General features: G+C 73.5%; 18 protein-coding genes. 7 read left to right on the top strand and 11 right to left on the bottom strand.

What is annotated here, in order from left to right; all coding sequences use genetic code 11:
* The first annotated feature begins 114 nt into the window (after positions 1 to 114).
* The gene (locus tag ACZ6S4_RS39425) at positions 115 to 1050 is read left to right on the top strand and encodes a hypothetical protein (protein ID WP_465479794.1); all 936 of its coding nucleotides are present in this window, start codon (positions 115 to 117) and stop codon (positions 1048 to 1050) included.
* Between the two features lie 12 nt (positions 1051 to 1062).
* Here the strand turns inward: ACZ6S4_RS39425 and ACZ6S4_RS39420 are convergent, their stop codons facing one another.
* Complete coding sequence (locus ACZ6S4_RS39420; RefSeq protein ID WP_465479793.1) at positions 1063 to 1440, bottom strand: VOC family protein; 378 nt, start codon at positions 1438 to 1440, stop codon at positions 1063 to 1065.
* Between the two features lie 70 nt (positions 1441 to 1510).
* On the opposite strand from ACZ6S4_RS39420, the gene nadE reads away from it, so the two are divergent.
* Entirely contained in the window at positions 1511 to 2359 is an 849-nt protein-coding gene (nadE, locus tag ACZ6S4_RS39415) for an ammonia-dependent NAD(+) synthetase (protein WP_465479792.1), read from the top strand.
* Here the strand turns inward: nadE and ACZ6S4_RS39410 are convergent, their stop codons facing one another.
* The gene (locus ACZ6S4_RS39410; protein ID WP_465479791.1) at positions 2360 to 4597 is read right to left on the bottom strand and encodes an ATP-binding protein; all 2238 of its coding nucleotides are present in this window, start codon (positions 4595 to 4597) and stop codon (positions 2360 to 2362) included.
* A 150-nt stretch (positions 4598 to 4747) separates the two neighbouring features.
* Between ACZ6S4_RS39410 and ACZ6S4_RS39405 the strand changes: the two genes are divergently transcribed.
* Entirely contained in the window at positions 4748 to 5185 is a 438-nt protein-coding gene (locus tag ACZ6S4_RS39405; RefSeq protein ID WP_465479790.1) for an iron chaperone, read from the top strand.
* Here ACZ6S4_RS39405 and ACZ6S4_RS39400 read toward each other — a convergent pair.
* Entirely contained in the window at positions 5178 to 5381 is a 204-nt protein-coding gene (locus ACZ6S4_RS39400) for a VOC family protein (protein ID WP_465479789.1), read from the bottom strand. The genes ACZ6S4_RS39405 and ACZ6S4_RS39400 overlap by 8 nt on opposite strands.
* Positions 5382 to 5458: 77 nt before the next feature.
* A complete protein-coding gene (locus tag ACZ6S4_RS39395; RefSeq protein WP_465479788.1) occupies positions 5459 to 6646 on the bottom strand; it encodes an erythromycin esterase family protein in 1188 nt (395 codons plus the stop codon).
* A 45-nt stretch (positions 6647 to 6691) separates the two neighbouring features.
* Between ACZ6S4_RS39395 and ACZ6S4_RS39390 the strand changes: the two genes are divergently transcribed.
* Positions 6692 to 7384 carry a TioE family transcriptional regulator gene (locus tag ACZ6S4_RS39390; RefSeq protein WP_465479787.1) on the top strand — a complete coding sequence of 231 codons (693 nt, stop codon included), beginning with the start codon at positions 6692 to 6694 and terminating at the stop codon, positions 7382 to 7384.
* A gap of 6 nt (positions 7385 to 7390) precedes the next feature.
* On the opposite strand, the gene ACZ6S4_RS39385 is transcribed toward ACZ6S4_RS39390, so the two are convergent.
* Genes ACZ6S4_RS39385 through ACZ6S4_RS39365 form a run of 5 tightly spaced genes read right to left on the bottom strand, consistent with a single transcriptional unit; the run spans position 7391 to position 15954 of the window.
* Positions 7391 to 8041, bottom strand: coding sequence for an ABC transporter ATP-binding protein (locus ACZ6S4_RS39385; RefSeq protein ID WP_465479786.1), 651 nt, complete (start codon positions 8039 to 8041; stop codon positions 7391 to 7393).
* Positions 8038 to 11067, bottom strand: coding sequence for an FtsX-like permease family protein (locus tag ACZ6S4_RS39380; protein WP_465479785.1), 3030 nt, complete (start codon positions 11065 to 11067; stop codon positions 8038 to 8040). Before ACZ6S4_RS39380 ends, ACZ6S4_RS39385 begins: the two co-directional genes overlap by 4 nt.
* Positions 11064 to 14078 (bottom strand): ABC transporter permease, encoded by a 3015-nt coding sequence (locus tag ACZ6S4_RS39375; protein WP_465479784.1) that lies wholly within the window; start codon positions 14076 to 14078, stop codon positions 11064 to 11066. Before ACZ6S4_RS39375 ends, ACZ6S4_RS39380 begins: the two co-directional genes overlap by 4 nt.
* Before the next feature lie 43 nt (positions 14079 to 14121).
* Entirely contained in the window at positions 14122 to 15129 is a 1008-nt protein-coding gene (locus ACZ6S4_RS39370; protein WP_465479783.1) for a magnesium transporter CorA family protein, read from the bottom strand.
* 36 nt (positions 15130 to 15165) lie between these two features.
* The gene (locus tag ACZ6S4_RS39365) at positions 15166 to 15954 is read right to left on the bottom strand and encodes a polysaccharide lyase family 7 protein (RefSeq protein WP_465479782.1); all 789 of its coding nucleotides are present in this window, start codon (positions 15952 to 15954) and stop codon (positions 15166 to 15168) included.
* A gap of 161 nt (positions 15955 to 16115) precedes the next feature.
* On the opposite strand from ACZ6S4_RS39365, the gene ACZ6S4_RS39360 reads away from it, so the two are divergent.
* Together ACZ6S4_RS39360 and ACZ6S4_RS39355 are read left to right on the top strand one after the other, a co-directional pair.
* Complete coding sequence (locus ACZ6S4_RS39360; protein ID WP_465479781.1) at positions 16116 to 17132, top strand: LLM class flavin-dependent oxidoreductase; 1017 nt, start codon at positions 16116 to 16118, stop codon at positions 17130 to 17132.
* Complete coding sequence (locus ACZ6S4_RS39355; protein WP_465479780.1) at positions 17129 to 18193, top strand: TetR family transcriptional regulator; 1065 nt, start codon at positions 17129 to 17131, stop codon at positions 18191 to 18193. The genes ACZ6S4_RS39360 and ACZ6S4_RS39355 overlap by 4 nt, the downstream gene beginning before the upstream one ends.
* On the opposite strand, the gene ACZ6S4_RS39350 is transcribed toward ACZ6S4_RS39355, so the two are convergent.
* Both ACZ6S4_RS39350 and ACZ6S4_RS39345 read right to left on the bottom strand, forming a co-directional pair.
* Positions 18172 to 19737 (bottom strand): TROVE domain-containing protein, encoded by a 1566-nt coding sequence (locus tag ACZ6S4_RS39350; protein ID WP_465479779.1) that lies wholly within the window; start codon positions 19735 to 19737, stop codon positions 18172 to 18174. The genes ACZ6S4_RS39355 and ACZ6S4_RS39350 overlap by 22 nt on opposite strands.
* Positions 19738 to 20109: 372 nt before the next feature.
* Positions 20110 to 20673: a CGNR zinc finger domain-containing protein gene (locus tag ACZ6S4_RS39345; RefSeq protein WP_465479778.1), complete on the bottom strand. Its 564-nt coding sequence runs from the start codon at positions 20671 to 20673 to the stop codon at positions 20110 to 20112.
* 86 nt (positions 20674 to 20759) lie between these two features.
* On the opposite strand from ACZ6S4_RS39345, the gene ACZ6S4_RS39340 reads away from it, so the two are divergent.
* Positions 20760 to 21821, top strand: coding sequence for an EamA family transporter (locus ACZ6S4_RS39340; RefSeq protein WP_465479777.1), 1062 nt, complete (start codon positions 20760 to 20762; stop codon positions 21819 to 21821).
* The last annotated feature ends 606 nt before the right edge of the window (positions 21822 to 22427 follow it).

The raw sequence follows: 22427 nt of genomic DNA, 5'->3' as shown, positions 1-22427 counted from the left end.
TGCTCGAAAGAGGCCGCCTCTCGGTGCTGACAGTGCCGATCCGCAGCAATGGCGGGTGGTAATGCTGTCGCCGTTCGCCACTGCCGGTTGCGCGCATCGGGTTTCCTCGGACGTATGGACGAGGACCTCACCCGGCTCGCCGCCGACCTCCGCGAACGTGAGCTGCTCGCCGCCCGCCGGGCCGGCATCACCGCCGCGATCACCCGGCTCGCCTCGGATCTGGACGCCCTGCGCCGCCGGCACGCGATCGAGCAACGGGACGTGGACCGCCTGGAGAACCTCTCGCTGACCCGGCTACTGGCCGATCTGCGCGGCTCCCGCGAGCAGGCTCTGGACCGGGAACGGGCCGAGGCCGAAGCCGCGTACTACCGGGTGGCCCAGGCGCAGGACCAGCTCGACACACTGCGGACCCAGCTCGCCCAGATCGAGGCACGGCTGGTGGCCACGTCGACAGCTCCCGCGACGTACGCGGCACTGCTCGCCGAGAAAGAGCGGCAGCTGCGGGCGAGCGGCACCGGCCCGGCCGGCCGGCTGACCGAGCTGGCCGAGGAGCGCGGCCGGCTCTCCGCCGAGCTCAAGGAGCTGACCGAGGCCGAATCCGCGGCCCGGGCCGCCGCGCAGGCCCTGACCGAGGCGAACGAGCTGCTCGGATCGGCCGACAACTGGTCCACCGCCGACACGTTCCTCGGCGGTGGCGGGCTGACCAGCATGATCAAGCACAGCCGGCTGGACGACGCCGCGGCCCGGGCCGCCGAGGCCGACCGCCGGATCGCCGTACTCCGCGCCGAGCTGCGCGACGTCGACCCGGCGGTGCCCACAGTGGCCGGCGAGCTGGGTTTGGGCGGCTTCACGCGCTTCGCGGACGTGTGGCTCGACAACATCTTCACCGACCTGTCCGTACGCGGGCAGATCAAGAACGGTCTCGGCCAGCTCGGTCAGGCCGCCCAGCAGGTGGGCCGGATCCGGGCCGCGCTGGCCGCCCGGATCACCGAGAACCGCAACCGGCTCGCGGCCCTCGACCGGGAACGGGCCGCTCTGCTGCAGCCCTGACCCCGGCCCGGGTCAGCCGTTCGCCCGAGCCTCGATGGCCTGGAGCGCCCAGCTGTTGCCGTCGGGGTCCTTGAAGTGGACGAAGTTGCCCCACGGCTGCACGTCGACGTCACTGGCCTCGACGCCCGCGTCCACCAGTTGCTTGCGGGCGGCGTCCGCGTCGGGCACCACCACCTGGATCTCCTGGGTGCCCGGCACCTTCTCGGTGATGCCGTCGCCGAGCACGATCGAACACGCCGAGCCGGGCGGGGTGAGCTGCACGAACCGCAGGCCCTCGTGCACCCGGTGGTCGTGGTCGGCGTTGAAGCCGATCCGCTGGTAGAACGCCTTGGCCCGGTCGACGTCGGTCACCGGTACGGGAATGAGCTCGATCTTCCACGTCGATGTCATGAGGACATCCTGCCAACCATTGCGGTCACTTCCTGACCGCAGCGGATCTTCGGTTCAGTACAGTGCGGGCATGGCGAACCTACGGCAGCGCATCCTCGCCGAGCTCGGCGTCAGACCCGTGATCGAGCCCGCCCAGGAGATCCGGCAGCGGGTCGGCTTCCTCAAGGACTATCTGCGCTCGACCCCGGGCGAGGGCTTCGTGCTGGGGATCAGCGGGGGCCAGGACAGCACGCTCGCCGGCCGGCTGTGTCAGCTGGCCGCCGAGGAGCTGCGGGCCGAGGGGCGGGCGGCCACGTTCGTCGCGGTGCGGCTTCCGCACGGCGTGCAGGCCGACGAGCACGATGCGCTGATCGCCCTGGAGTTCATCCGGCCCGACCGGTCGATCACGGTGAACGTCCGGCCCGGCGCGGAAGCCGTCGCGGCCGAGGCCGCGCTGGGGCTGAAGGAGCTGCTGGGCGCCGAGCCACGGCTGCGGGACTTCGTCCGGGGCAACATCAAGGCCCGGGAACGGATGGTGATCCAGTACGCGATCGCCGGGCAGCTGAACCTGCTCGTGGTGGGCACCGATCACGCCGCGGAGGCGGTCACCGGCTTCTTCACCAAGTACGGCGACGGCGGCGTCGACATCACCCCGCTGACCGGCCTGAGCAAACGCCAGGGCGCCGCCCTGCTGCGGGAGCTCGGCGCCCCGGCCAGCGTCTGGGAGAAGGTGCCGACCGCCGACCTGGAGGACGACCGCCCGGCCCTGCCCGACGAAGAAGCGCTGGGCCTGACCTACCACCAGATCGACGACTACCTCGAGGGCGCCGACGTCGCACCGGACGTGGCCGCGAGGATCGAGTCGATCCACCAGGCGACCCGCCACAAGCGCGCGCTGCCCGTGACGCCCCTCGACGACTGGTGGCGCCCCGCTGTCTGATCAGCGCAGCGTTTCCCGGGCGGCGCGAGCCAGCTCCTCGTCGTACGGGCGGCCCAGCTCACCGGCCAGCGCGATGATCCGGTCCACCGCCGCCAGCGCCTCCTCGACACGGCCCACCGCCCGGCAGGTCTCCGCGTACGCGTGCAGGCAGTCGATCTCCAGCTGTACCTCGGCGAGCGGTTCGAGCAGTTCCAGGGCCCGCCGGTGCTGGCCGAGCGCCTCCTCGGGCTTGCCCATGACCCTCAGCGCCACGCCGAGACAGCTGTGGCACCACGCCTGGTTGTGCGGGAGGTTGTGCTCCTCCGCGAGCCGCAACGCGTCGTGCAGCGCCCCCAGTGACTCCGCCGGGTCGTGCCCGGCCAGCGCGACGCCGAGCGTGACGAGCCCGGTGATCCGGCCGGGCCCCTCCGCCCGGGCGACCGAGGCCCGCGCGAGCTCGACGGCTTCGCTGTGCCGCCCGAGGCGCGCTGCCACCCATCCCTCGACGGCCGTTGCCTGTGCCTGCCCGGCGCGTTGCCCGAGCTTCTCGAACAGCTCCCGGGCCCGCCGGAGCGTTGTCTGCGCCGCTTCGAGGTCTCCGGAGTCCCGGCGCACGAACCCGATGCGCAGCGCCAGGCCGGCCGCGAGGTCGTCGTCCGGCCCGGACTGCTCCGCCAGCTCGTACGCGGCGAGCGCCTCGGTGAGGCGTCCGGCGGCGGCCCGCGCGTAGCCGAGGTCTGCCAGCAGAGCAGCTCGTTGCTGGTTACGGCCGAGCCTTCCGGCGGCGGCCGCGGCGGCTGTGAGCATGCGTACCTGTTCGTCGGTCCCGCGGTGCCGGTAGAACCAGACCCGCAGGGCCTGCGGCAGCTCCGCCACCACCTCGTCCAGGCCGAGCCGTACGGCCGCGTCGAAGGCGGCGACCAGGTTGACGTACTCGGCTTCGAACCAGGCCATCGCCTTGGCCGGATCGCCCGGTGCCGGTTCGCGGCGGTGCGGTGCGGGCAGCGTCCGATCGTGGGCGGCCGCCTGGGCCAGATAGTGCCGCAGGACCCGGCGCAGGGCGGCCTCGGCCTGCGGCTCTTCGGCTGCCGCGAGGTCGGCCGCGTACTGCCGGATCAGGTCGTGCATCCGGTACCGCCCGGGCGCGGGCTCCTGGATCAGGTGGGCGTCGATCAGCTCCTCCAGCACCGCGCCGACCCGGTCGGGTGGCAGGTCGGTGAGTGCGCCCGCCACCGCCGCGTCGAAGTCCGCGCCGGGAAGCAGGCCCAGCAGCCGGAACGTGCGCCGCTGGACCGCGTCGAGCTGGTGCAGCGACATGCCGAACACGGCGTCGAAGCGGCCGGCGGTTTCACGCAGCCGCTCGGCCAGCACGGCCACCGTCCATCCCGGACGGTGCCGCAGCCGCGCACCCGCCATCCGCAAGGCCAGCGGAAGCCCGCCGCACTGCTGCAGGACCTGGCTGATCCCGGCCTCCTCGGTGAGCGCGAGCCCGGCCGCCCGGCCGAACAGCGCCGCCGCGTCGTCGCCGGTCAGCGGTTCCAGCGACACCGGCGGGACCCCGTCCAGGTCGACCAGCCGGTGGCGGCTGGTGATCAGGACCCTCGACCGGCCCGCGCCCGGCAACAGCGGGCGTACCTGCGCCGCGTCGACCGCGTTGTCGAGCACGACCAGCGCCCGCCGGCGGGACAGCTCCGAGCGCCAGTGCGCCGCGCGTTCGGCGGCGCCCGCCGGGGGATGGCTGACGTCCAGCGCGTTCAGCAGCCGGCCCAGCGCGGCCTGCGGATCCAGGGGTTGCTGACCCGGGGTGAAACCCTGCAGGTCGAGGTAGAGACCGCCGTCCGGGCAGGTGGCGGCGAGCCGATGGGCCACGTGCACGGCCAGGCTGGTCTTGCCGACGCCGGCCATGCCGTCGACAACAACCGCACCCACCGTACGGAGCAGCTCCTCGACGAGCGCGCACTCCGCCTCCCGCCCGGTGAAGTCGAACAGGTCGGCCGGCAGGTCGTTGCGCCGTGGCACGGGCGCCGCGCCCGCCTTCGCCGCCTCCGCCCACACCGCGCGCAGCGGCCGAGGATCGCGGCCGACGACCCGGCACAGCGCCACCACGGTGTCCCACGGCGGCACGAGCCGGCCGGTCAGATACCGCGACAGGGACGAGCTGCTCAGACCCGACCGGGCGGCCAGGGCGCGCAGGCTGAGCCCGCTCAGCTCCTTGATCCGGGCGAGCTGGACCACCAGCTGTTCCTGGGGGCTGGACACCTGAAACACCGTACCGTCCCACCCCGCGGCCCCGGATCAGTGACGCGTTTCCGCAGCTCACGTTGCATCAGGGTGTCCCACGGTGTCCCACGCGCCGGGCGCTGCCCGGCCCGCCGATGGTCGGATGACTCCTGTCGAGAGGAGATTGACATGCCGACCACCACGAAGACCACGGCCGTTTTCACCGAGGAGGAGCGCGGCGCGATGAAGGAGCGCGCCAAGGAGCTCAGGGCCGGCACCAAGCGGGGGGCCAAGGCCGACACCGAGAGCCAGGTGCTGGAGAAGATCGCCGAGATGGCGGAGTCCGACCGCGTCCTCGCCGAGCGGTTGCACGCCCTGATCAAGGCCGGCGCGCCGGCCCTCACCCCGAAGCTCTGGTACGGGATGCCCGCCTACGCCCGCGACGGCAAGGTGGTCTGCTTCTTCCAGAGCGCGGCGAAGTTCAAGACCCGGTACGCGGTGCTCGGCTTCAGCGACGAGGCCCGGCTCGACGACGGCGCCCTGTGGCCGACCTACTTCGCCCTGACCGAGCTCACGCCCGAGACCGAGGCGCGGGTCAGCGCCCTCGTGCGACAGGCCGTCAGCTGAGGACGGGTCGTGGGCCCTTGCTCATGTCCAGCAGGCACAGCGTGTTCCCGAACGGGTCCTCCAGCACGGCACACAAGCCGATGGCCACCTCGAACGGCGCCTCCCGTACGGTGCACCCGGCCCGCCGGCCCGTCAGCACGGCCTCGGCCACGTCGTCCACCAGGTAGTGCACGCCGCGGTCGTCCGGCAGCTCCATCGTGTGCAGGACGACCTCGGCGTCGGTCTCCGGGCACCCGCACCATCACGCAGTCAATCTTCCGCAGCATGGGTCCATCATCCGATGGTCCCGAGGAAGACGAGGGCGTCGAGCTGGTCGATGGTAGCCGGGTCCAGGGAGAGGTACGTGTGGTCGCGCGGCACCCGCGGCGTCAGCTCACGGTCCAGCGCCGCGGCGAGACGGCCGGGATCGATGACGGCGCGGTCGTACGGCAGGGTCGACAGCACGCCTTCGAGAGTGTCGGGCGGCGGGACGTCGGAGCCGCGGGTGCCGAAGGTGGTGGCGGCGAAGGCGTACTCGCCGTCGAGGCGGGTGCCGGCGATGGCCCCCGCACTCCACCACTGCAGGGGCAGCCCGGCGAAGTGCAGGTAGCTCTTGTCGCGTTGCAGGTGGCGGTTGCCGGCAAAGGCCAGCGTGGGCCCGCGCCGGCGCTCCCGGCCGACGATGGCCGTCAGATTCTCCGCCATGATCGCGTCACGGAGGCCCATGAGTGCGTTGACCCTCGTAGGCGCGGGGTCGGCCATGCCGGCGTGATAGCGCAACAGTCCGGCCGCGGTACGGGCATACAGGCCCGCACGCCACCAGTCGTCGGCGGACGTGACGGCTGTCAGGTGGGGAGCGTGGGTGCTGAGCAGCACCCGCAGGTCGTCCACGATCAGGCGCAACTCCCGGACCTCGGGGCTGCGGCCGACCGAGCGGGCCGGGTCCATGGTGGCGGCCGGGTCGGTCCAGCGCCCGTCCGATCCCAGCAGGCCGTCGAGGTGCTCGCGGTGCCAGGGCAGGTCGAGGTGGCCGGCGAGGTAGTCGTACAGGGCGGTCGCGGCGGGACGGGGGCCGGCCGGTCCGGTGACCTCCAGGGGACCGTCGAAGCCGTAGAAGCGCAGCCGCTCGGGCCGGGGCCGCTGCTCGTTGTAGGCCCGCATCCAGCGCAGGAGCTCGCGGTTGGCCGGTGAGGCGCCGAAGCCGTGGCTGAAACCCCGGCTCATCGCCGTGTCGAGCGAACCGGTGCCGTCGGTGACGTACGCGTCGGCGACCAGGCCGGCCAGGCAGTCGCTCTCGATGGTGATCGAGCGGTAGCCCTCGTGGGCGACCAGGTGGCGGAAGAGCTCGTTGCGCAGCTCCGGGAACGCTTCGACGCCGTGGGTGGGCTCGCCGAGGCCGAACAGGCGGATGCCCGGGGGCAGCAGCGCGGTGAGGGCTTCGGCGGTGAAGGGCCGGGCGGCGTCCCGGATCGAGGTTGTCATGCCCATCAACAGTATCGTTGAACTTTCCGTGTAAACTTCGGCGGAATGCGGCTGCGACCCGTCGACCTGGCGCGTGAGCACGGCCTGTCCACCCAGGCGGTGCGCAACTACGAGGAAGCGGGCATCCTCCCGCCGGCCGTGCGCTCACCGTCGGGCTACCGCGTCTACGCCCCACGGCATGCAGCGGCGTTGCGGACCTTCCTCGCTCTGATCCCCGCGCACGGCCACGCGACCGCGACGGCGATCATGCGGGCGGTGAACGAGGACGCGGTCGAGGAAGCGCTGCGCCTGATCGACGGCAGCCACGCGCAGCTGGCCGGGGACCGCCGCACGCTGGAAGCGGTGGACCTCGCCCTGAGCGGCTTGGCCCCACCGGCCGAACCGGCGCCGGGTGAGACGTTCATCGGCCCGCTCGCGCACCGGCTCGGCATCCGGCCGGCCACGCTCCGCAAGTGGCAGCGCGCCGGCCTGATCACGCCCCGCCGCGATCCGCACACCGGCTACCGCGTCTACACCGCCGCCGACGTACGCGACGTGCTGCTGGCCCACCAGCTGCGCCGCGGCGGGCACGGGCTGGCCCGGATCGCCCAGGTGCTGGAGCAGGTACGGACGGCGGGCGGACCCGAGCCCCTGCAAGCGACGATGAGCGAGTGGCGGGCACGGCTGACGGCCCGGGGCAGAGCGATGCTGTCCGGCGCGGCCGCGCTCGATGCGTACCTGAAGACACCCGGCAGCTGAGCCGGCTCAGCGCACCAAGATCGCCTCGCCGTCGGCCAGGTGCAGTTCGTGGTCGCAGGCCGCGGCGGCCTCCGGGTCGTGGGTGGCGAACACCACCGCCGCGCCCCGCACCGCCTCCGCGCGCAGCAGCTCGATCACCTTCTGCCGGTTGGCCGCGTCCAGCTCGCTGGTCACCTCGTCGGCCAGCAGCACGTCGCCGCGCAGGGCCAGCCCGCGGGCGATCGCGGCGCGCTGCTGCTGGCCCCCTGACAGCTCGTCGACGAGCTGGTCCGCCTGCCCGGCCAGGCCCACGCGTTCGAGAGACTCCGCGGTGTTGCGCCGGGCGTCGGCGGGCGTGCCGCCGGTCGCGATCACGGCGACCGCGATGTTCTCGGCCGCGGTGAGGATCGCCGCCAGCCCGTTCTCCTGCGGGATCAACACCACACCGAGCGCGACGCCCTGATCACGGTCCTCGAGCTCGCCGCCGTCGACCAGCACCCGGCCGGTGGCCGGCGGCAGCAGGCCCGCCATCGCCGCCAGCAGCGTGGTCTTACCCGCCCCGGACGGGCCGGTCACGGCCAGGATCTCGCCGGGCCGCACCGTCACGGTCACGGCCCGCAGCACCGGCACCCCGTCGCCGTACGCGACCTGCGCCGCGTCCACCGTCAGCGTCCTCATCGGCCCTCCCCCTCGTTCACCCCGGCGGCACGCACCCGGCGCCGCAGGTCCCGGCCGGTCAGCAGGGCCACCCCGGCCAGCACGATCAGCATCGCCAGCCCGGCCGCGGCCAGCACCAGCGGCCGCGGCCAGTCGGCGAACGGCAACGGCGCCGGATCGATCCCGGCCAGCGGCAGAGTCCAGCCGGTCAGTCCCCAGCCGGCCAGGGCGATGCCCAGGCCGGCGAGCACGGCGGTGACCACCAGGATCGGGTACGTCCACAGTGTCGCCTGCCCCGCCGCCCGCCGGTTGAGCCCCTGGGCGCGCAACGCCGACAGGTCCTGCACCCGCCGCGCCCGGTCCACGGCCGCGGCCAGGATCAGCGCCCCCGCCCCCAGCAGCGTCGCCAGGCACCCGGCGAGCACGTAGAACCACAGCGCCAGCGCGGGCCCCTGCTCATCGAGCTGGGCGCGCACCGCCGAAGCCCGGGTGTCGCCGGTGATGACCAGGCCCTGGGCGGCCAGCCGGTCGAGGGTGTCGGCGGGCGCGGCCGCGGACAGCCAGACCTCGGGCAGCGTCGTGGTGGTCGCGGCCGTGGCGTAGCGGTCCAGATATTCCAGGTCGGACACCGTCGCGCGGCGGCCGAGCCGGGGCACGGCGGGCAGGTCGGCGATCCGGGTGACCGGCACCAGCTGCCCGTCCAGGCCGGTGATCGTGTCGTCGGTGCTGCGCCCGGCCCCGGCCACCGGCAGCGGCGAGGGCGTGTCCGCCGGCTGGACCCAGGCGCCGTCGGGCAGCCCGCCCGGCGCGTCGAGATCGACCTGGAGGCCCTCGGGGACAGCGGTGAGCGTCCCGAACCGGGGCATCCGCCAGCGCTTCACGTCGGCGAGCCCGGCGGCCGGCAACGCCGCCCGCACCGGGTTGATGCTGCCCAGTCCGGTCAGGGTCAGCCGGCAGCGGACCCCGTTCGTCCCGCCGATGACGGTGATCTGGAGGCCGTCGACCCGGCAGCCCGCCCGGCACACCGGCACCCGTTGCCCGTACGTGTAGGGGCCGTCCTGCAGCTGGCCGAACGCGACGGTGGCCGAGCCCAGCCCGGTCACCGAGCTGACGGTGACCGTCAGCCGCAACGGCGGGTTGCCCTCGAGCCCGGTGGCGGTGACGCTGACGTTGAGGTCCCGGCCGGGAATGACGATCGGCTCGGGGGCGACCGGACGCAACGCCCCGGCGACCTCGGCAGCGTCGGGCCCGCCGGCCCAGTTGGCCACGGTGGCCAGCCGGGTGCTGTCCACGGCGAGACCGGGCGGCTCGCCGACGCCGCTGCCCGGGGTGCGGGCGACGGCCATCGCGAACGCGCCCTCCGGGTCGACCGCCCGTACGGCCGTGAGGAGCTGCTGCGGTGTGCCGGGTTCAACGGTCAGCACCCGGTCGGCGCCGGTGCCCAGGGTGGCCTGCACGGCACGGTCGCGGGCGCCCACGTCGGCGGCGCAGGCCGCGTAGCCGGCGACGGCCACGGCCGCGACCAGCATCGCGAACAGGCCCCGGGCGCCGGAGCGGCGGGACAGTTGCAGGCCGGCCAGGGCCACGCCGAGCCGGCCGCGGCGCAGCGCGCGGACCGCGAAACGGGTGACGACCGGAAGCAGGGCCCGGCCCACCACCAGGGCGAAGGCGAAGACGATCAGGGCCGGCGCGAACAGGCCGGCCCCGGTCGGGTCGCCGGACAGGTTGAGCTGGACACCGGTGATGATCGCGAGCAGGGCCACCGTCAGGTCCAGGACCGGTGGGCGGCGGCCGGTGACCGGCAGCCGGCGCAGCAACGCCGAGACCGGGCTGAGCAGCTGCCGGCGCTGGGCCAGCAGGGCGGCCAGGACGGCGGCGAGCGCGGCCAGCGGGGCGTACCGCAGCGAGGAGAAGGCCGGGGCGACGCCCACCCCGGGGAACCGCGCGGCCGCGATGGCGTTCACCAGCAGCTGCCCGGCCAGGCAGCCGAGCAGGGCGCCGAGCACGATGGCGACCAGGCTCTCGCCGGTGGCCAGCCACCAGCGTTCCCACCAGCGCGCGCCACGCAGAGCCACGACGGCCAGCTCGGGGCGGCGGCCCTCGGTGCCGTACCCGACCGCCAGGAAGATGACGAAGCAGGAGAGCAGGACCAGGGGCACGGCGATGACCGGCACGATCACCCGGGCCGAGGCGCGGCCGGCCTCGATCCGCGCGAGCAGGTCCGGGATGCCGGTCTCGGTCAGGATCGGCGCCCCGATCTTGATGGTCATGTCCCGCAACCCGTCCAGCGCGGCCTGGACCCCGGCGAGCTTGTCGACGTCCAGCGCACCCGGTCCGGCGGCGCTGTCGATGGAGAGCTGCGTCTTGCCGTGGTCCATCGTGGACAGCGTGGCGGAGTCGGCGAACACCGGCTCCCCCGCGCGCGGTCCGGGGTCGGCGGCGAAATAGCCGTGCGTGCCCCAGTACACCGCCGTGGGGTCCGGCACCCGGTACGTGCCCACCACGGTCACCCGCTTGGGCTGCCCCTTCGGCTCGAAGCGCGGGGTCCGCGGATCCGAGCTGAACTCCGCGTACGTCAGCTCGATGGCGTCGCCGGGCGCGAGTGACCGGCGCCGCGCGGTCTGCTCGCCGATGACCACCTCACCCTCACCGATGAGGCACCGCCCGGCCACGATGCTCAGGTGGCCGCAGACGTCCTGCCGGTAGACGAACCGGGACCGCAGCTTCACGTCCGGCTCGATGCCCAGCGTCGGATACTCGGCCGCGAAGACGTTGCTGAAGCCCGGGAACGCCACCAGGGCCGGACCGACGTTGGTGAAGCTGAGGCCGTCGCCCTCCCCGGACCGCGCATCCTCGATCTTGCTGACCCGCAGGCTGCGTTCCCGGGGCAGGGAGGTCTCGACCTGACCGGCGGCGACCGCCCGATCGGCGGCCTGCACGTACGCGGGCGCGGCGACCGCGGCGGCCACGCTGACCATGGCGAGCAGCGCGAGGGTGAGCGCCTGGCCCCGCCGGCTCCACATCATCGCCAGGACCAGGGCCATCATCGGCTGCTCCCGTGCAGGTCACGAACCAGCGGACGGACGGCGAGCCAGCTGGTCACGCCGAGGGTGAGCAGCGCGAGCAGCCCGGCCACGAGCAGCGCGGCCGGCCCGAGTGCACCCGGCGGCGGGATCAACGTCCAGTTGTCGGTGAACGGCCGCACGGTGACCCCCACGGCCGGGCGGGCCACGGCCGCTGCCAGCAGACCGGCCAGCAGACCCGCGACCACCAGGGCGGCGCTGCCGGCGTACCCGATGGTGACGGCCGTGCGCAGCGGCAGACCCTGCAGCCGCAGCGCGGACAGCTGATCGAGCTGCGGGCCGCGCTCGACGGCCGCGGCCACCGCGACGGCCGCCGCGGCGAGCAGCAGGCCCACCATCGCGGCCAGCATGGCGAAGGTCGCGCCGACCGCGGTGCCCTGGTCCTCCAGCCGGCCGGCCTGTTCGGCCACCGTGGCGTCGTCGAGCACGGTCAGGCCACCGGCCCGCAGCGCCGTGAGCACCGACTGCGGGGCGTCCGCGGCCAGCCAGACCTGGTACGTGCCACCGAGATCCGCCTCGGCGGCGATCCGCCGGGCGGTGTCCAGGTCCACCAGCATCCCGGCCCCGCCGACCACCGGGAGCACCGGCGCGGTGCCGGCCACCCGGACCCGGACGGGCGCACCACCGAACGCGTAGACGACCGCGTCGCTGAACTGCCAGGCCGGGGGCTGCGGCCCGGCCATCACGACCGGCAGCGGCAGCGCCGCGTCCACCGCGAACACCCGGCTGCCGAGTGGCGAGTTGCCACCGTTCTCGTTGCGGTCCATGCGCAGGGTCAGCGTGCCGGCGGTGGCGAAGACGTCCATCGCCGCGGCCGAGAAGTCCGGACGCCACCGCCGCGGGTCGCCCAGCGCGGCCGCGTCCAGAACTTCGGCGGACGGCTCCTGCTGCGACAGACCGCGGATGGTCACCGCGGCACTGCTGGAGGGCAGGCCGAGCCGGCCGTCGCTGCCGGCCGGCGACGACAGCTGCCAGCGGACCAGCCGGCATCCCGGCGCCGCGGTGCAGCCGCTGACCCGGGCGCGAGCCCGGTGCTCACCCGGGGCGACCGGTCCGAAATCGACGGTACGGCTCACGCCGGTCGCCTCGTGCTGCAGGACGGCGGTGACCACGACCGGCTGGCTGTCGGCGTTGCGCACCCGCAGGGTCAGCCGGCTGCCGGTGACCATCGTGGCGGGCGGCAACGGGGTGGTGCGGGTCGCCGCACCCAGGGCGTCCGGCGGGCCGTACTCGGGTCGCCAGGCGGCGATCGCGGCGAGCCGGGAGCTGTCGACCGCCACGACCGGCGGGAGGCTGTCGCGGTTGATCACCACGGCCATCGCCTGGGTGCCGGCCGGGTCGGCGGCACGGACCGCGTGCTGCAGGGCGGTGCGGTTGGCGGCCTGCACGGTGAGCACTCGGGGGGCGCCCAGTTCGACCTCGCTGCGCTGGGTGCGCGCCTCGCGGCCGGCGGACCAGCTGCCCGCCGTACCGGTGAAGACGGCGACCGCCACCGCGACCAGGGCGAAGACCCGGTGGGCGCCGGGCCTGCGAGCGGTCTGCGCGGCCACCAGACCGAGCCGCAGCCGGCCGGCGCGCAGGGCGGCGCTGCCGCCGCGATCGGCGATCCGGCCCAACAGCCGGGCCAGCAGCAACGCCACGGCGAGGGCGACCAGCGCGGGCGCGACCAGCGCCAGGCCGCCGGTGCTGCGCCCGGCCCGGACCTGGTACGCGGCACCGACCGCCACGGCCACGAGCACGAGGTCGATGACGTCGGCCCGCCAGTCCCGGCGGCCGGCGGAGACCCGGCTCAGCAGGTGAACGACCGGCAGCCGCAGCACGGCCGCCTCCACCGCGAACAGCACGAGCAGCCCGCCCGCGACGACCAGGCCCACCGCCGCGGCGGAGAGGCCGAGGGCCTCCAGCCGGTCGGCGGGGCCGAGCACCGGACCGGCCAGCAGGCGGGCGGCGAGGAAGCCCAGCGGCGCCCCGACCAGCGCGCCCGCCAGCAGCGGCACCACGTGCTGGCCCAGTGCCAGCCACAGCATGCCGCGCCGGGTGCTGCCGCGCAGCTTCAGCAGGGCGGCGTCACCGCGCCGCTCGCGGCCGGTGTAGCGGCCGGCCAGCCCGATCGCGAACAGGCCGAGCACCAGCACCTGGCTGAGCGCGACGGCGACGGCCTCGCGGATCGTGCGCCGGTCGCCGGCGATCGTGCGCAGCAGCTCCGCGGTCGGATTGACCAGGCGCAGCCCGGCCGCGTCGAAGTCCGCCTCCACCCCGCGGACGACCGCGCCCAGGTTGTAGCCGTCGTCCCCGCGGATCAGCGCCTGCGGCACGCCCACGTCGTAGGTCAGGGTGGGATCGGTGAGCCCGTCCTCGGTGAAGGTCCCGACCGGGGTGAACGCCGGCTCCAGACCGCCGTTGGCCCGGAACAGCTTGTTGCTCCAGTACTCGCCGGCCGGATCGCTCACCACGTAGCGCGAGACGATCCGCAGCTCGACCGGCACCGTGTTCTGCGAGGCGCGCAGCACCAGCTTGTCGCCGGGCGCCAGGCCGAGCTGCTCGGCGGTGTCCTGGCTGATCGCCACCTCACCCGGGGCCGCCGGGCACGGCCCGGTGAGGAAGACGTGGGTGCAGAACTCCTCGCGGTAGCTGATCGACATCGTCGGGCTGGCGTCGCCGCGGTCGGCGGTCAGCGCCACCGTCATGCCGAGCACCGGCCGCAGGCCGGCGATGGGCAGCAGCCGGTCGACGGTGGCCCGGAACGTGTCGAGCGCGGGCTGCGGCGCGCCGTCGGTCTCGGCGTTCTGCCGCACGGAGAGCATGCGCTGGGCCGCCGGAGCCGCGGCGACGTCGCCGTCGGCGGCGCGGGAGGAAGCGGCGATCGCGTACCAGGGGCCGGCGGCCGCCACGGCGGCGATCAGGGTGGTCAGGATCAGGACGGTCAGGACCTGCGCGGTGCGGGCGCGGACGGCCCCGAGCACCAGCGCGACCATCGAGCCCTCCCCCGTTGAAGATCCTCGGGCAGGGTACGCGATGTCACAACCACCCGCGCCGCTTCAGATACAGATACAGTCCCGCCGCGGAGCCGACGATCATTCCCAGGCTCAGCAGGAAGCCCCAGAACTTCTCGTAACCCCAGTACGGCACGTTCTGTCCGAAGAAGCCGGTCAGGGCCGTCGGTACGGCGATGATGGCGGCCCACGCGGCGAGCTTGCGGGTCACGTCGTTGAGAGCGTTGCTCTGCTCGTTGAGGTCCGCCTCGAGCAGTCCGTTGATCCGGTCCCGGGCGCTGTCGATGGTCTCGATGGCCCGCCGCGCGTGGTCGTCGACGTCGCGGTAGTACGGCTCCAGGTGCTCGACGACCATGTCGGCGTCAGCGCGCATGACGTCGGCGATGAGCCCGGCCATCGGCGCAACCGGCCGGCGCAACGCCGCCAGGGTCTTGCGCAGCGCGAAGCCGTACATCCGGACGCTGCGTGGCGCGCCGCCCTCCTCCAGCATGTCGTCCTCGGTCTTGTCCATCGCCTCGTCGAGCTGGCGGGCCGCCGCGAAGTGGCCGTCCACGATGACGTCGAGCAGGCCGTAGACGAGGAAGCCGACACCGCCGTCCGGCGCCAGCCCCGCGTCGGCGTCCCAGCGCCGGATCAGCGGGCTGAGGTCGCTCTGCGACTTGCGGACGGTGATCAGTGCCCGATCGGTGATGAAGGAACTGATCTCGGTCTTGTGCATCGCCGGACCGGGAGCCGCGGTGTCGACGTGCACGGCGTAGACGTTCATGAACAGGTGGCCGGGATAGCGGTCGACCTTGGGCCGCTGGTGGTCGTGCACGGCGTCCTCGACGGCCAGCGGGTGCAGCCGGAACTCGGCGGCGACGGCCTTCAGATCGTTCTCGTCCGGGTCGAACAGGTCCAGCCACAGCACCGCCTTGGGGTGCGCCTGCAGCTGGTCGGTGATCTCGTGCGGGTCGAAACCCTCGGCCACCACCTCCCCGGCCTCGTACAGCCGGGTGTAGGTGGGGCAGCTCGGCGCTGGTGTATCCGTCACAACGGATCACTATGCCCCGAGCCGCCCCGGGCACAATCAGCCGTGCGTCACAGTGAGCGTGTAGAACTTCACCTTGGCCCCGTTCGAGGTGCTCTCGGACGAGGACTGGTTGTACGAGCCGGCCTTGAAATACATCCCGTACGGGTTGAACGACGACGGGATGACGTAGCTCGTGGTGGTGCCGTTGATGGTCAGATTGACCCGGTTACCGCCGGACACCGCGATGGTGTAGTTCCACCGGGTACCGAGCGGGACGTTGCCGACCTTGCGGACGTCCTGACCGCCGGCCGGTGAGATCTCCGTACCGAAATAGATGTCGCCGTTGGGCCGGTAGTAGAGCTCGACCAAGGGCTTGGTCGACGGTCCGCCCGAGCCGAGGTGAATCTGGCCGACGCAGACGTTCTTGGTCACGTGCGGGATGCGCAGGTTGGCGGTGAGCTTGTGCGAGCCGGCCAGCCGCCAGTCGGCCGCGCTGCCGTCGGCGTTCATCTCGCGCAGCTCGGACCGGGCGTACTTGGAGTTGGGCGTGGTCACGCCCTTCTCCGGGGCCCAGAACGTCATCGACCCGTCGGTCTTGTCGGTGAAGAAGTACGCCGGGTTGGTGTAGCCGCCGGCCCCCTTGAGCTGGGACGGGGGGATGGTGGTGGGCTTGCCCGGCGACCCGGAGGGCAGCTGCAGGCTCCAGACGCCGAGGTTGAAGTTGCCGCCGGGGGCGACCGCCGGGTTGAGCGCGGCGGCATCGGCGCTGGTGATACCGAGGACACCGAACGTGCCCGCCACGGCGGCGGAGGTCAGGACGGCGAGGAGCGTGGAACGGCGCTTCATGCGGGGGACCTTCCTTGCGGAACGGAGGCGCCGGTGGGGACGACCTTAATAGGTAAGACGCTGAACAATAAACATTGTCATCTATGTAAAGTCAATGGCCGCTTGGCGAACGCGGCCGTACGCAGCAAGATCGGGTGAGTCGCCCGCGGAGGAGAAGCGCTGTGCCCGTTCCGTCGACCCCGCTGCGCAAGCTGGGCTTCCTGACCATCGGCCTGTTCGACGGCGACGATCCGCGCGCCGGTCACGAGTCGACCCTGGAGATCATCGAGCTGGGCGAGCGGCTGGGCTTCGACAGCGCCTGGGTCCGCCACCGGCACCTGCAGTACGGCATCTCCTCCCCGGTCGCCGTGCTGGCCGCCGCCACCCAGCGCACCACCCGGATCGAGCTCGGCACCGCGGTCATCCCGCTGGGCTGGGAGAACCCGCTGCGACTGGCCGAGGACCTGGCCACGGTCGACATCCTGTCCGGCGGCCGGCTCAACCCGGGCCTGAGCGTCGGGCCACCGATGCACTACGAGCAGGTCAAGGGCGCGCTCTATCCGGACACCGCGGACGCCGAGGACTTCAGCTACGAGCGCGTACGGCGGCTGCTCGGCTTCATCCGGGGCGAGCCGGCCACCGACTTCAGCGGCGTCGAGGGCTTCGAGGTGTTCTCCGACCGGGTCCAGCCGCACGCCGCGGGCCTGGGCCGGCGCCTCTGGTACGGCGGGGCCAGCCTGCGCTCCGCCCGCTGGGCCGGCGAGAACGGCATGAACTTCCTGACCAGCAGCGTGGTCAAGGCGGAGGAGTCGACGGACTTCGCCGAGATCCAGCTGTCGCACATCCGCGAGTTCCGCGCCCACCACCCCGACGGCGACCGCGCCCGCGTCTCGCAGGGCCTGGTGGTCATCCCGACCGACAGCGCGACCGCCGACCAGCGGGCCAGATACCAGGAGTACGCCCGCAAGCGCACCCCGCGCACCGCCACCCCGCAGGGACCGGCCCGGATGATGTTCGCCCCGGACCTGGTGGGCCCCGCGGCCGAGATCGCCGAACGGCTCTACGCGCACCCGGCGTTCCGCGAGATCGACGAGGTGGCGTTCGCCCTGCCGTTCACCTTCGGTCACGATGACTACGTACAGATCCTCACCGACATCGCGGGCGCCCTGGGACCGGCCCTGGGCTGGCACCGGGCATGACGACACCGGAGCACGACCGGGCCAGGGTGCTGGCCGCCGCCCGGGCCGAGTTCACCGAGCGGGGCTACCACGACGCCGACCTCGACCTGATCGCCGAGCGGGCCGGGCTGACCCGGCCCCCCGCCAGTAAGCAGGCGCTGTATTTCGCCGTCCTGGCCGAGATCGCCGAGCAGGCACCGGAGCCGCAGTACCCGCCGACCGCCCGCACCGCGAAGGCGGCCCTGGGCGACTTCGCCCGGGCCCGGCTGGCCCGGCTCCCGCTGGCCACCGAGAAGCAACGGCTCGACCTGCTCCCGGAGATCCTCGCCGGTGACACCCGCCAGGCCTACGCCCAGCTGAACAACCTGACCGCGATCGTGCTGGGGCTCGCGCTGGAGAATCTGCCGCCGGGCGCGCCGCGACTGGTCCGGGTCGCCGAGGCCGCCCTGACGGCCCTGCACGGCGCCGGCCGGCTCGCCGCGGTGGCACCGGGCTTCGGTGAGCCCTTCGCGATGGTCACGGTCTGCGAGATGCTCGCCGGCCTGGAACTGGACGATGACTGGGGCCCGCCGCACCTGCCCTACGTGCCCGCGGCCGAGACGGTCGACGAACCGTGGTCGCCCCCGGCGCTGCCGGACGCCCTGCGCGCCGAGCCGGCCCGGCTGAACCGGGACGGGGTGATCGCGGTGCTGGGAATGCACCGCCTCGGCGCGGTCGAGGAAGCGGTCCGGGCCGCGCCGGCCGGGGCGCAGGTCACCGTCGCGCTGGTCACCGGCACCCCCGACGAGTTGTCCTCGCTCGGCCGCCTGGTCATCGCCGAGCTGCGGGCGGACCTGCGGGCCGCTTTCCCGGCTTCGGCGCGGCCCGGCCTGCAGATCGTGCACGACGACACCGGCGCGCTCGCGGCCGCCGCGGGACTGCCGGCCCGCAGCGACGGCGCTCTCGCCCCTGGTGCTCTCCCCGCCGCTGCGGGGCTGCCGGCCCGCAGCGACGCGACCGAGTTCGCGGTCCGGGTCACTGCGGGCCGGATCGTGGCGCGCGCCGACGGCTACGGCGCCTGCTACGCCGCCGCCACCGGCTGATCCTGCTGCTCGTCCTCATCTCCGTGGGCGAACGGCCACTGTGCGCGGGCGCCGGCCTCGATCAGCGGGATCATCGAGAACGCGGCGTCGGACAGGCCACCGAAGGTGAACCGGTTCTCGGCCACCAGGGCGTGCCCGGCGCGATATCCGGCCAGGTTCCACGTGTACACCGGCACCCGCGCCGGCACCGCGGTCGCGACATCCCGAGCGCCGTGCCAGTGCGCCTGCTCGTCGGTCAGGATCACCACCCGGTCATGCTTGGCGTAGTGCTTCCGGACCGCCCGCTCGGTGTCCGTGCCCCGGCCGAGGAAGTAGCCGTCCGCCTTGAACCGGCGCACCGCGGCCAGCACCGACTCGCCGGCCACCCGCGGGAACACCTTGGTGTCGTCGGAGAACGACACCACGGTCGCGTTCCCGGCCCGCGCGCTCAACGCGAGACCGAAGACGGTGGCGGCGTCCCAGCAGCGCAGCGTGCCGTCCCGGCTGAAGCCGGTGGTCATCGACCCCGAGGTGTCGATCAGGATCAGGGTCCGTGCGCCCAGGGCCGGCACGTTCGCCAGCGCCTGCTGCAGGCCCTGCTCCAACGGGTACGCCCACCGCAGGCTCGGCGCCGCGTTGAACGCCGACAGGAACCGCATCGGCAGCGCCCGGGACCGCGCGACCTCATCGGGATCGGCGAGCCGGGCAGCCACCGTGGCGGCCACCGCGTCACTCACGCCGGCCTGGTCGAAGTTGCGCAGGTTCCGCAACAGCGCCAAGTAGCCCATGCTCGGGATGATCGACTCCCAGGCCGCCGCGTCCATGGCCGCCTGCCGCCATCCGGCGAGCGCCTCCCACGTCATCCCGGCCGCGTGCAGCACCTCGGGATCGATGACCCCACGGCGCTGCTCCACCGGCAGGGCCATCAGCCCGGCCCGCGCGGTGAGCAGGGTCAGCGCGGACGGTACGGGGTTGTCCCGCTTGTGCCGCCGGTCCAGGGCGTGCCGGAACAGCTCACCCTGCCGCTCGTCCCTCGCCGTCGGGTGGGTGAGGTCGATGACGTCACCGAAGCGCACCGGACGGCCGTCGGTGTCGTACTTGAGCAGGCTGCGCTCGTGGTAGAGCCGTACCACCGCGTCGGCGATGCCCCGCTTGACCGGCTTGGGCAGCGACCGGCCGTACCGGCCCAGCCAGTACGCGAGCGCCTCGCCCGGCTCATCCGGCCGCTGCAGCGCACTGTCCACGATGGACCGCGAACCGGGGATGCCGGCGGCAACCTGCGCGCGGGCACCCTCCAGGGCGGCGACAACCGCGGCGGACCGCACCATCGCGGCGGTCCGCAGCCACCGCACGAACCCGGCGAACCACCGCGGATCGGCGACGGCCACCTCGGCGATGAGGGCGCGGAACCGCAGGTCGCGCTCGTCGGCACCCTCGTAGAAAGTGTCCTCGCCGACCATGAGGGAGACACCGAGCAGGAACAGCTCGGCGCGCGGCTCCCGCAGGAAACCGGGTGCGCCCTGAGCTGTCGTCACCGGCTTCACCGGTCGGTTGAACTTGGCCATCACGTCCCCCTGACGTCGGGCCGGAGGAGCGACCAGCCGGCCCGCCCGAGATCGAGGTCGGCGACGGACTCATCCGCCGCTCCCGTCGAGCTGCCGGCCCGAAGGCCACGGGGATTCGAACCCCGAACGGAGCCTGAAGTAGCCGTTGCCTGCGCACCGGGCGGGCCCACTGGTCGCGCCTCCCGAGATCGAAGCGGCGACGGAGACTGGCCCTTGCGGGCCTAGGTGACCTGGGCCGCTGGTCGAACCGTCCGAGGACGGTAGCGGGATTCGAACCCGCGTCTCCCCGTTATGAGCGGAAGTAGCCGTCGCCTGCGCACCGGGAGGTGCGCACTGAAAGTAGGCGCTGCCGGCGATCACCGGCAACCGAATTCACGACGGCCGGCCGGTCCCCGAGCGCCGTTCCCGGAAAGCGATCATGTTCATCCGGTTGCCGCAGCGCACGCTGCAGAACCGCTTGAGCCCGTTGCGGGAGAGATCGAGCAGCAGGCCGATGCAGTCGTCGGCCTCGCAGACCCGCAACCGTCGCATCTCGTTCATCCGGATCACGTCGATGAGGGCCAGGGCCGCCTCGGCCCGGATACGCTCCGCGAGCGGCGCGTCGGGCGAGGTCGCGTGCAGATGCCAGTCCAGCGCGTCGTGCCGGGTGAGAAACGGCAGGGCGTTCGCGTCGCGCAGCATCCCGTTGACGGACTCGACGGCGTCGTCGCGCTCGAGGGTCCACACCCGCCGGAGCTGGGCGCGAGCCTGCCGCACCTCGCGCAGCTCCGCCTCGTCATGGTCGATGCGGCCGGTGTAGGAGAAACGGGCCAGCAGGTCGGCGAGCTGATCAACGGTCACGAGCTCGTCGTCGCCACTGCGCGACGCCCCGGCGTCGGTGTTGCCGAGCGCCACGACGAAGGCCAGCGACTCCTCCGTGTCAGGGGCAAAAAGCAATTTGACTCCTCACTCACACCGGCCTAGCGTCAGGACCGTAAGCCAATTTAGCCCATGACAGACCGACCGAGCCCCCGGGAGCCGTCATGAAAACGCCGTCGATGTCCACGGGCCTGATCGCCGCGCTGATCTCCTGCGTCTCGTTCAGCACGTCCGGCGCCTTCATCAAGCCCATGCTGGAGGCGGGCTGGTCACCGGTCGCGGCCGTCACCGCCCGAGCACTCACCGCGGGTCTCGTCCTGCTGCCGTTCGTGCTCTTCTCACTGCGCGGCAAATGGGCGGCACTGTGGCGGGCACGCTGGCGCGTGCTGGGCATGGGCCTGGTCGGCGTGGCGTTCACCCAGGCCGCCTACTTCGCGGCGATCCAGCGCATCCCGGTGGCGACGGCCCTGCTCATCGAATACCTGGCGCCACTGCTGCTGGTCGCGTTCGCCTGGGCGACCACCCGGCGGATGCCCCGGGCCACGGTCCTGCTGGGCTCGGTGCTCGCGGTCGGCGGCCTGGTCCTGGTGATCGGCCCCGGCGCCCTGCAAGCGGTCGACCCGATCGGCCTGGCCATCGCCTTCAGCGCGGCGATCGGCTGCGCGGCGTACTTCGCGATCGCCGCCCGCCCCGCCGACGGCCTCCCCCCGGTGGCCCTGGCCGGCTCAGGCCTGCTGCTGGCCGGCGTCGTCCTGGCGCTGATCAGCACAACCGGCCTGCTGCCGTTCACGGCAACCTACGGCGACCTGTCACTGTTCGACACCACCGTGCCGTGGTGGGCGCCGCTGCTGGTGGTCGCAGTCATCGGCACAGCCGTGGCGTACGCGTCGGGAATCGCCGCGTCGGCCATCCTCGGCTCCCGGCTGGCATCGTTCATCGGGCTGCTCGAAGTGGTGTCGGCGTCCATGTTCGCGTGGCTGCTGCTGGGCGAGAAGCTGACGCCGCTGCAGTTCGTGGGCGGGGCGTTGATCCTGGGCGGCATCGCGGCGGTCCGGATGGAAGGCTCGGCGCCGTCGGACGCTGCTGACGTGCCCGCCGCTGCGGACCTGCCGGACTCCGTCGGTGCGCCGGCCGCTGCTGACGTGCGCGCGGCGGCGGACGGGCCGGACGCCGGCGGCGCACCGGATGATGCGCAGCCCGCCGACCTGACTGCCGGCCGGATCTGAGTCCCCGCAGCCGGAGTCCCGCGGCGGCCAACCGCAGCCCGGCGTGCCACGCCGCTCTGCAGCTGGCCGCAGCCGGCAGCGTTACGCCCCGCGACAGCTGACCTCAACCCGACGTGCCGGGCCGCGGGCCGCGGCCCTGAGCGCGTTACGCCCGCACTGCAAGGCGTTACGCCCGCGCTGCAAGCTGGCCGCGCCGCAGCCCGGCGAGTTACGCCGTGCGGCAGCTGACCTCAACCCGGCGTGCCACGCGGCGGGCCGCAGCCCTGACCGTTATGCCCACGCCGCAGCTGCCCTCAGACCGATGGGCCACGCCGCGCCACCGGCACGCCGGCAGGCCGGCACGCCGGCAGGCCGGCAGGCCGGCAGGCCGGCCGGAGCGTTCCACCGCCATCCCGCTGGCCAGCTCGATGCCGCGCCCTCGATCCGGCTGACCGCCGCCCGGAGCGTCACGACGCGGCTGGCCGCAGCTCAGACCATCACGCCACGATCCCGGCCGGCCGCCGCCACGATCCCCGGCCGGCCGCCGCCACGATCCCCGGCCGGCCGCCGCCACGATCCCCGGCCGGCCGCCGCCACGATCCCCGGCCGGCCACCGCCACGATCCCC

It is taken from the genome of Actinoplanes sp. NPDC051405, assembly GCF_055586185.1.
This window is presented reverse-complemented; position numbering and strand designations above follow the sequence as displayed.

Coding starts and splice junctions, on each gene's coding strand:
- ACZ6S4_RS39425 (WP_465479794.1), top strand. CDS start 115: ATGGACGAGGACCTCACCCGGCTCGCCGCCGACCTCCGCGAACGTGAG.
- ACZ6S4_RS39420 (WP_465479793.1), bottom strand. CDS start 1,440: ATGACATCGACGTGGAAGATCGAGCTCATTCCCGTACCGGTGACCGAC.
- nadE (WP_465479792.1), top strand. CDS start 1,511: ATGGCGAACCTACGGCAGCGCATCCTCGCCGAGCTCGGCGTCAGACCC.
- ACZ6S4_RS39405 (WP_465479790.1), top strand. CDS start 4,748: ATGCCGACCACCACGAAGACCACGGCCGTTTTCACCGAGGAGGAGCGC.
- ACZ6S4_RS39400 (WP_465479789.1), bottom strand. CDS start 5,381: ATGGAGCTGCCGGACGACCGCGGCGTGCACTACCTGGTGGACGACGTG.
- ACZ6S4_RS39395 (WP_465479788.1), bottom strand. CDS start 6,646: ATGACAACCTCGATCCGGGACGCCGCCCGGCCCTTCACCGCCGAAGCC.
- ACZ6S4_RS39390 (WP_465479787.1), top strand. CDS start 6,692: ATGCGGCTGCGACCCGTCGACCTGGCGCGTGAGCACGGCCTGTCCACC.
- ACZ6S4_RS39385 (WP_465479786.1), bottom strand. CDS start 8,041: ATGAGGACGCTGACGGTGGACGCGGCGCAGGTCGCGTACGGCGACGGG.
- ACZ6S4_RS39380 (WP_465479785.1), bottom strand. CDS start 11,067: ATGATGGCCCTGGTCCTGGCGATGATGTGGAGCCGGCGGGGCCAGGCG.
- ACZ6S4_RS39375 (WP_465479784.1), bottom strand. CDS start 14,078: ATGGTCGCGCTGGTGCTCGGGGCCGTCCGCGCCCGCACCGCGCAGGTC.
- ACZ6S4_RS39365 (WP_465479782.1), bottom strand. CDS start 15,954: ATGAAGCGCCGTTCCACGCTCCTCGCCGTCCTGACCTCCGCCGCCGTG.
- ACZ6S4_RS39355 (WP_465479780.1), top strand. CDS start 17,129: ATGACGACACCGGAGCACGACCGGGCCAGGGTGCTGGCCGCCGCCCGG.
- ACZ6S4_RS39350 (WP_465479779.1), bottom strand. CDS start 19,737: ATGGCCAAGTTCAACCGACCGGTGAAGCCGGTGACGACAGCTCAGGGC.
- ACZ6S4_RS39340 (WP_465479777.1), top strand. CDS start 20,760: ATGAAAACGCCGTCGATGTCCACGGGCCTGATCGCCGCGCTGATCTCC.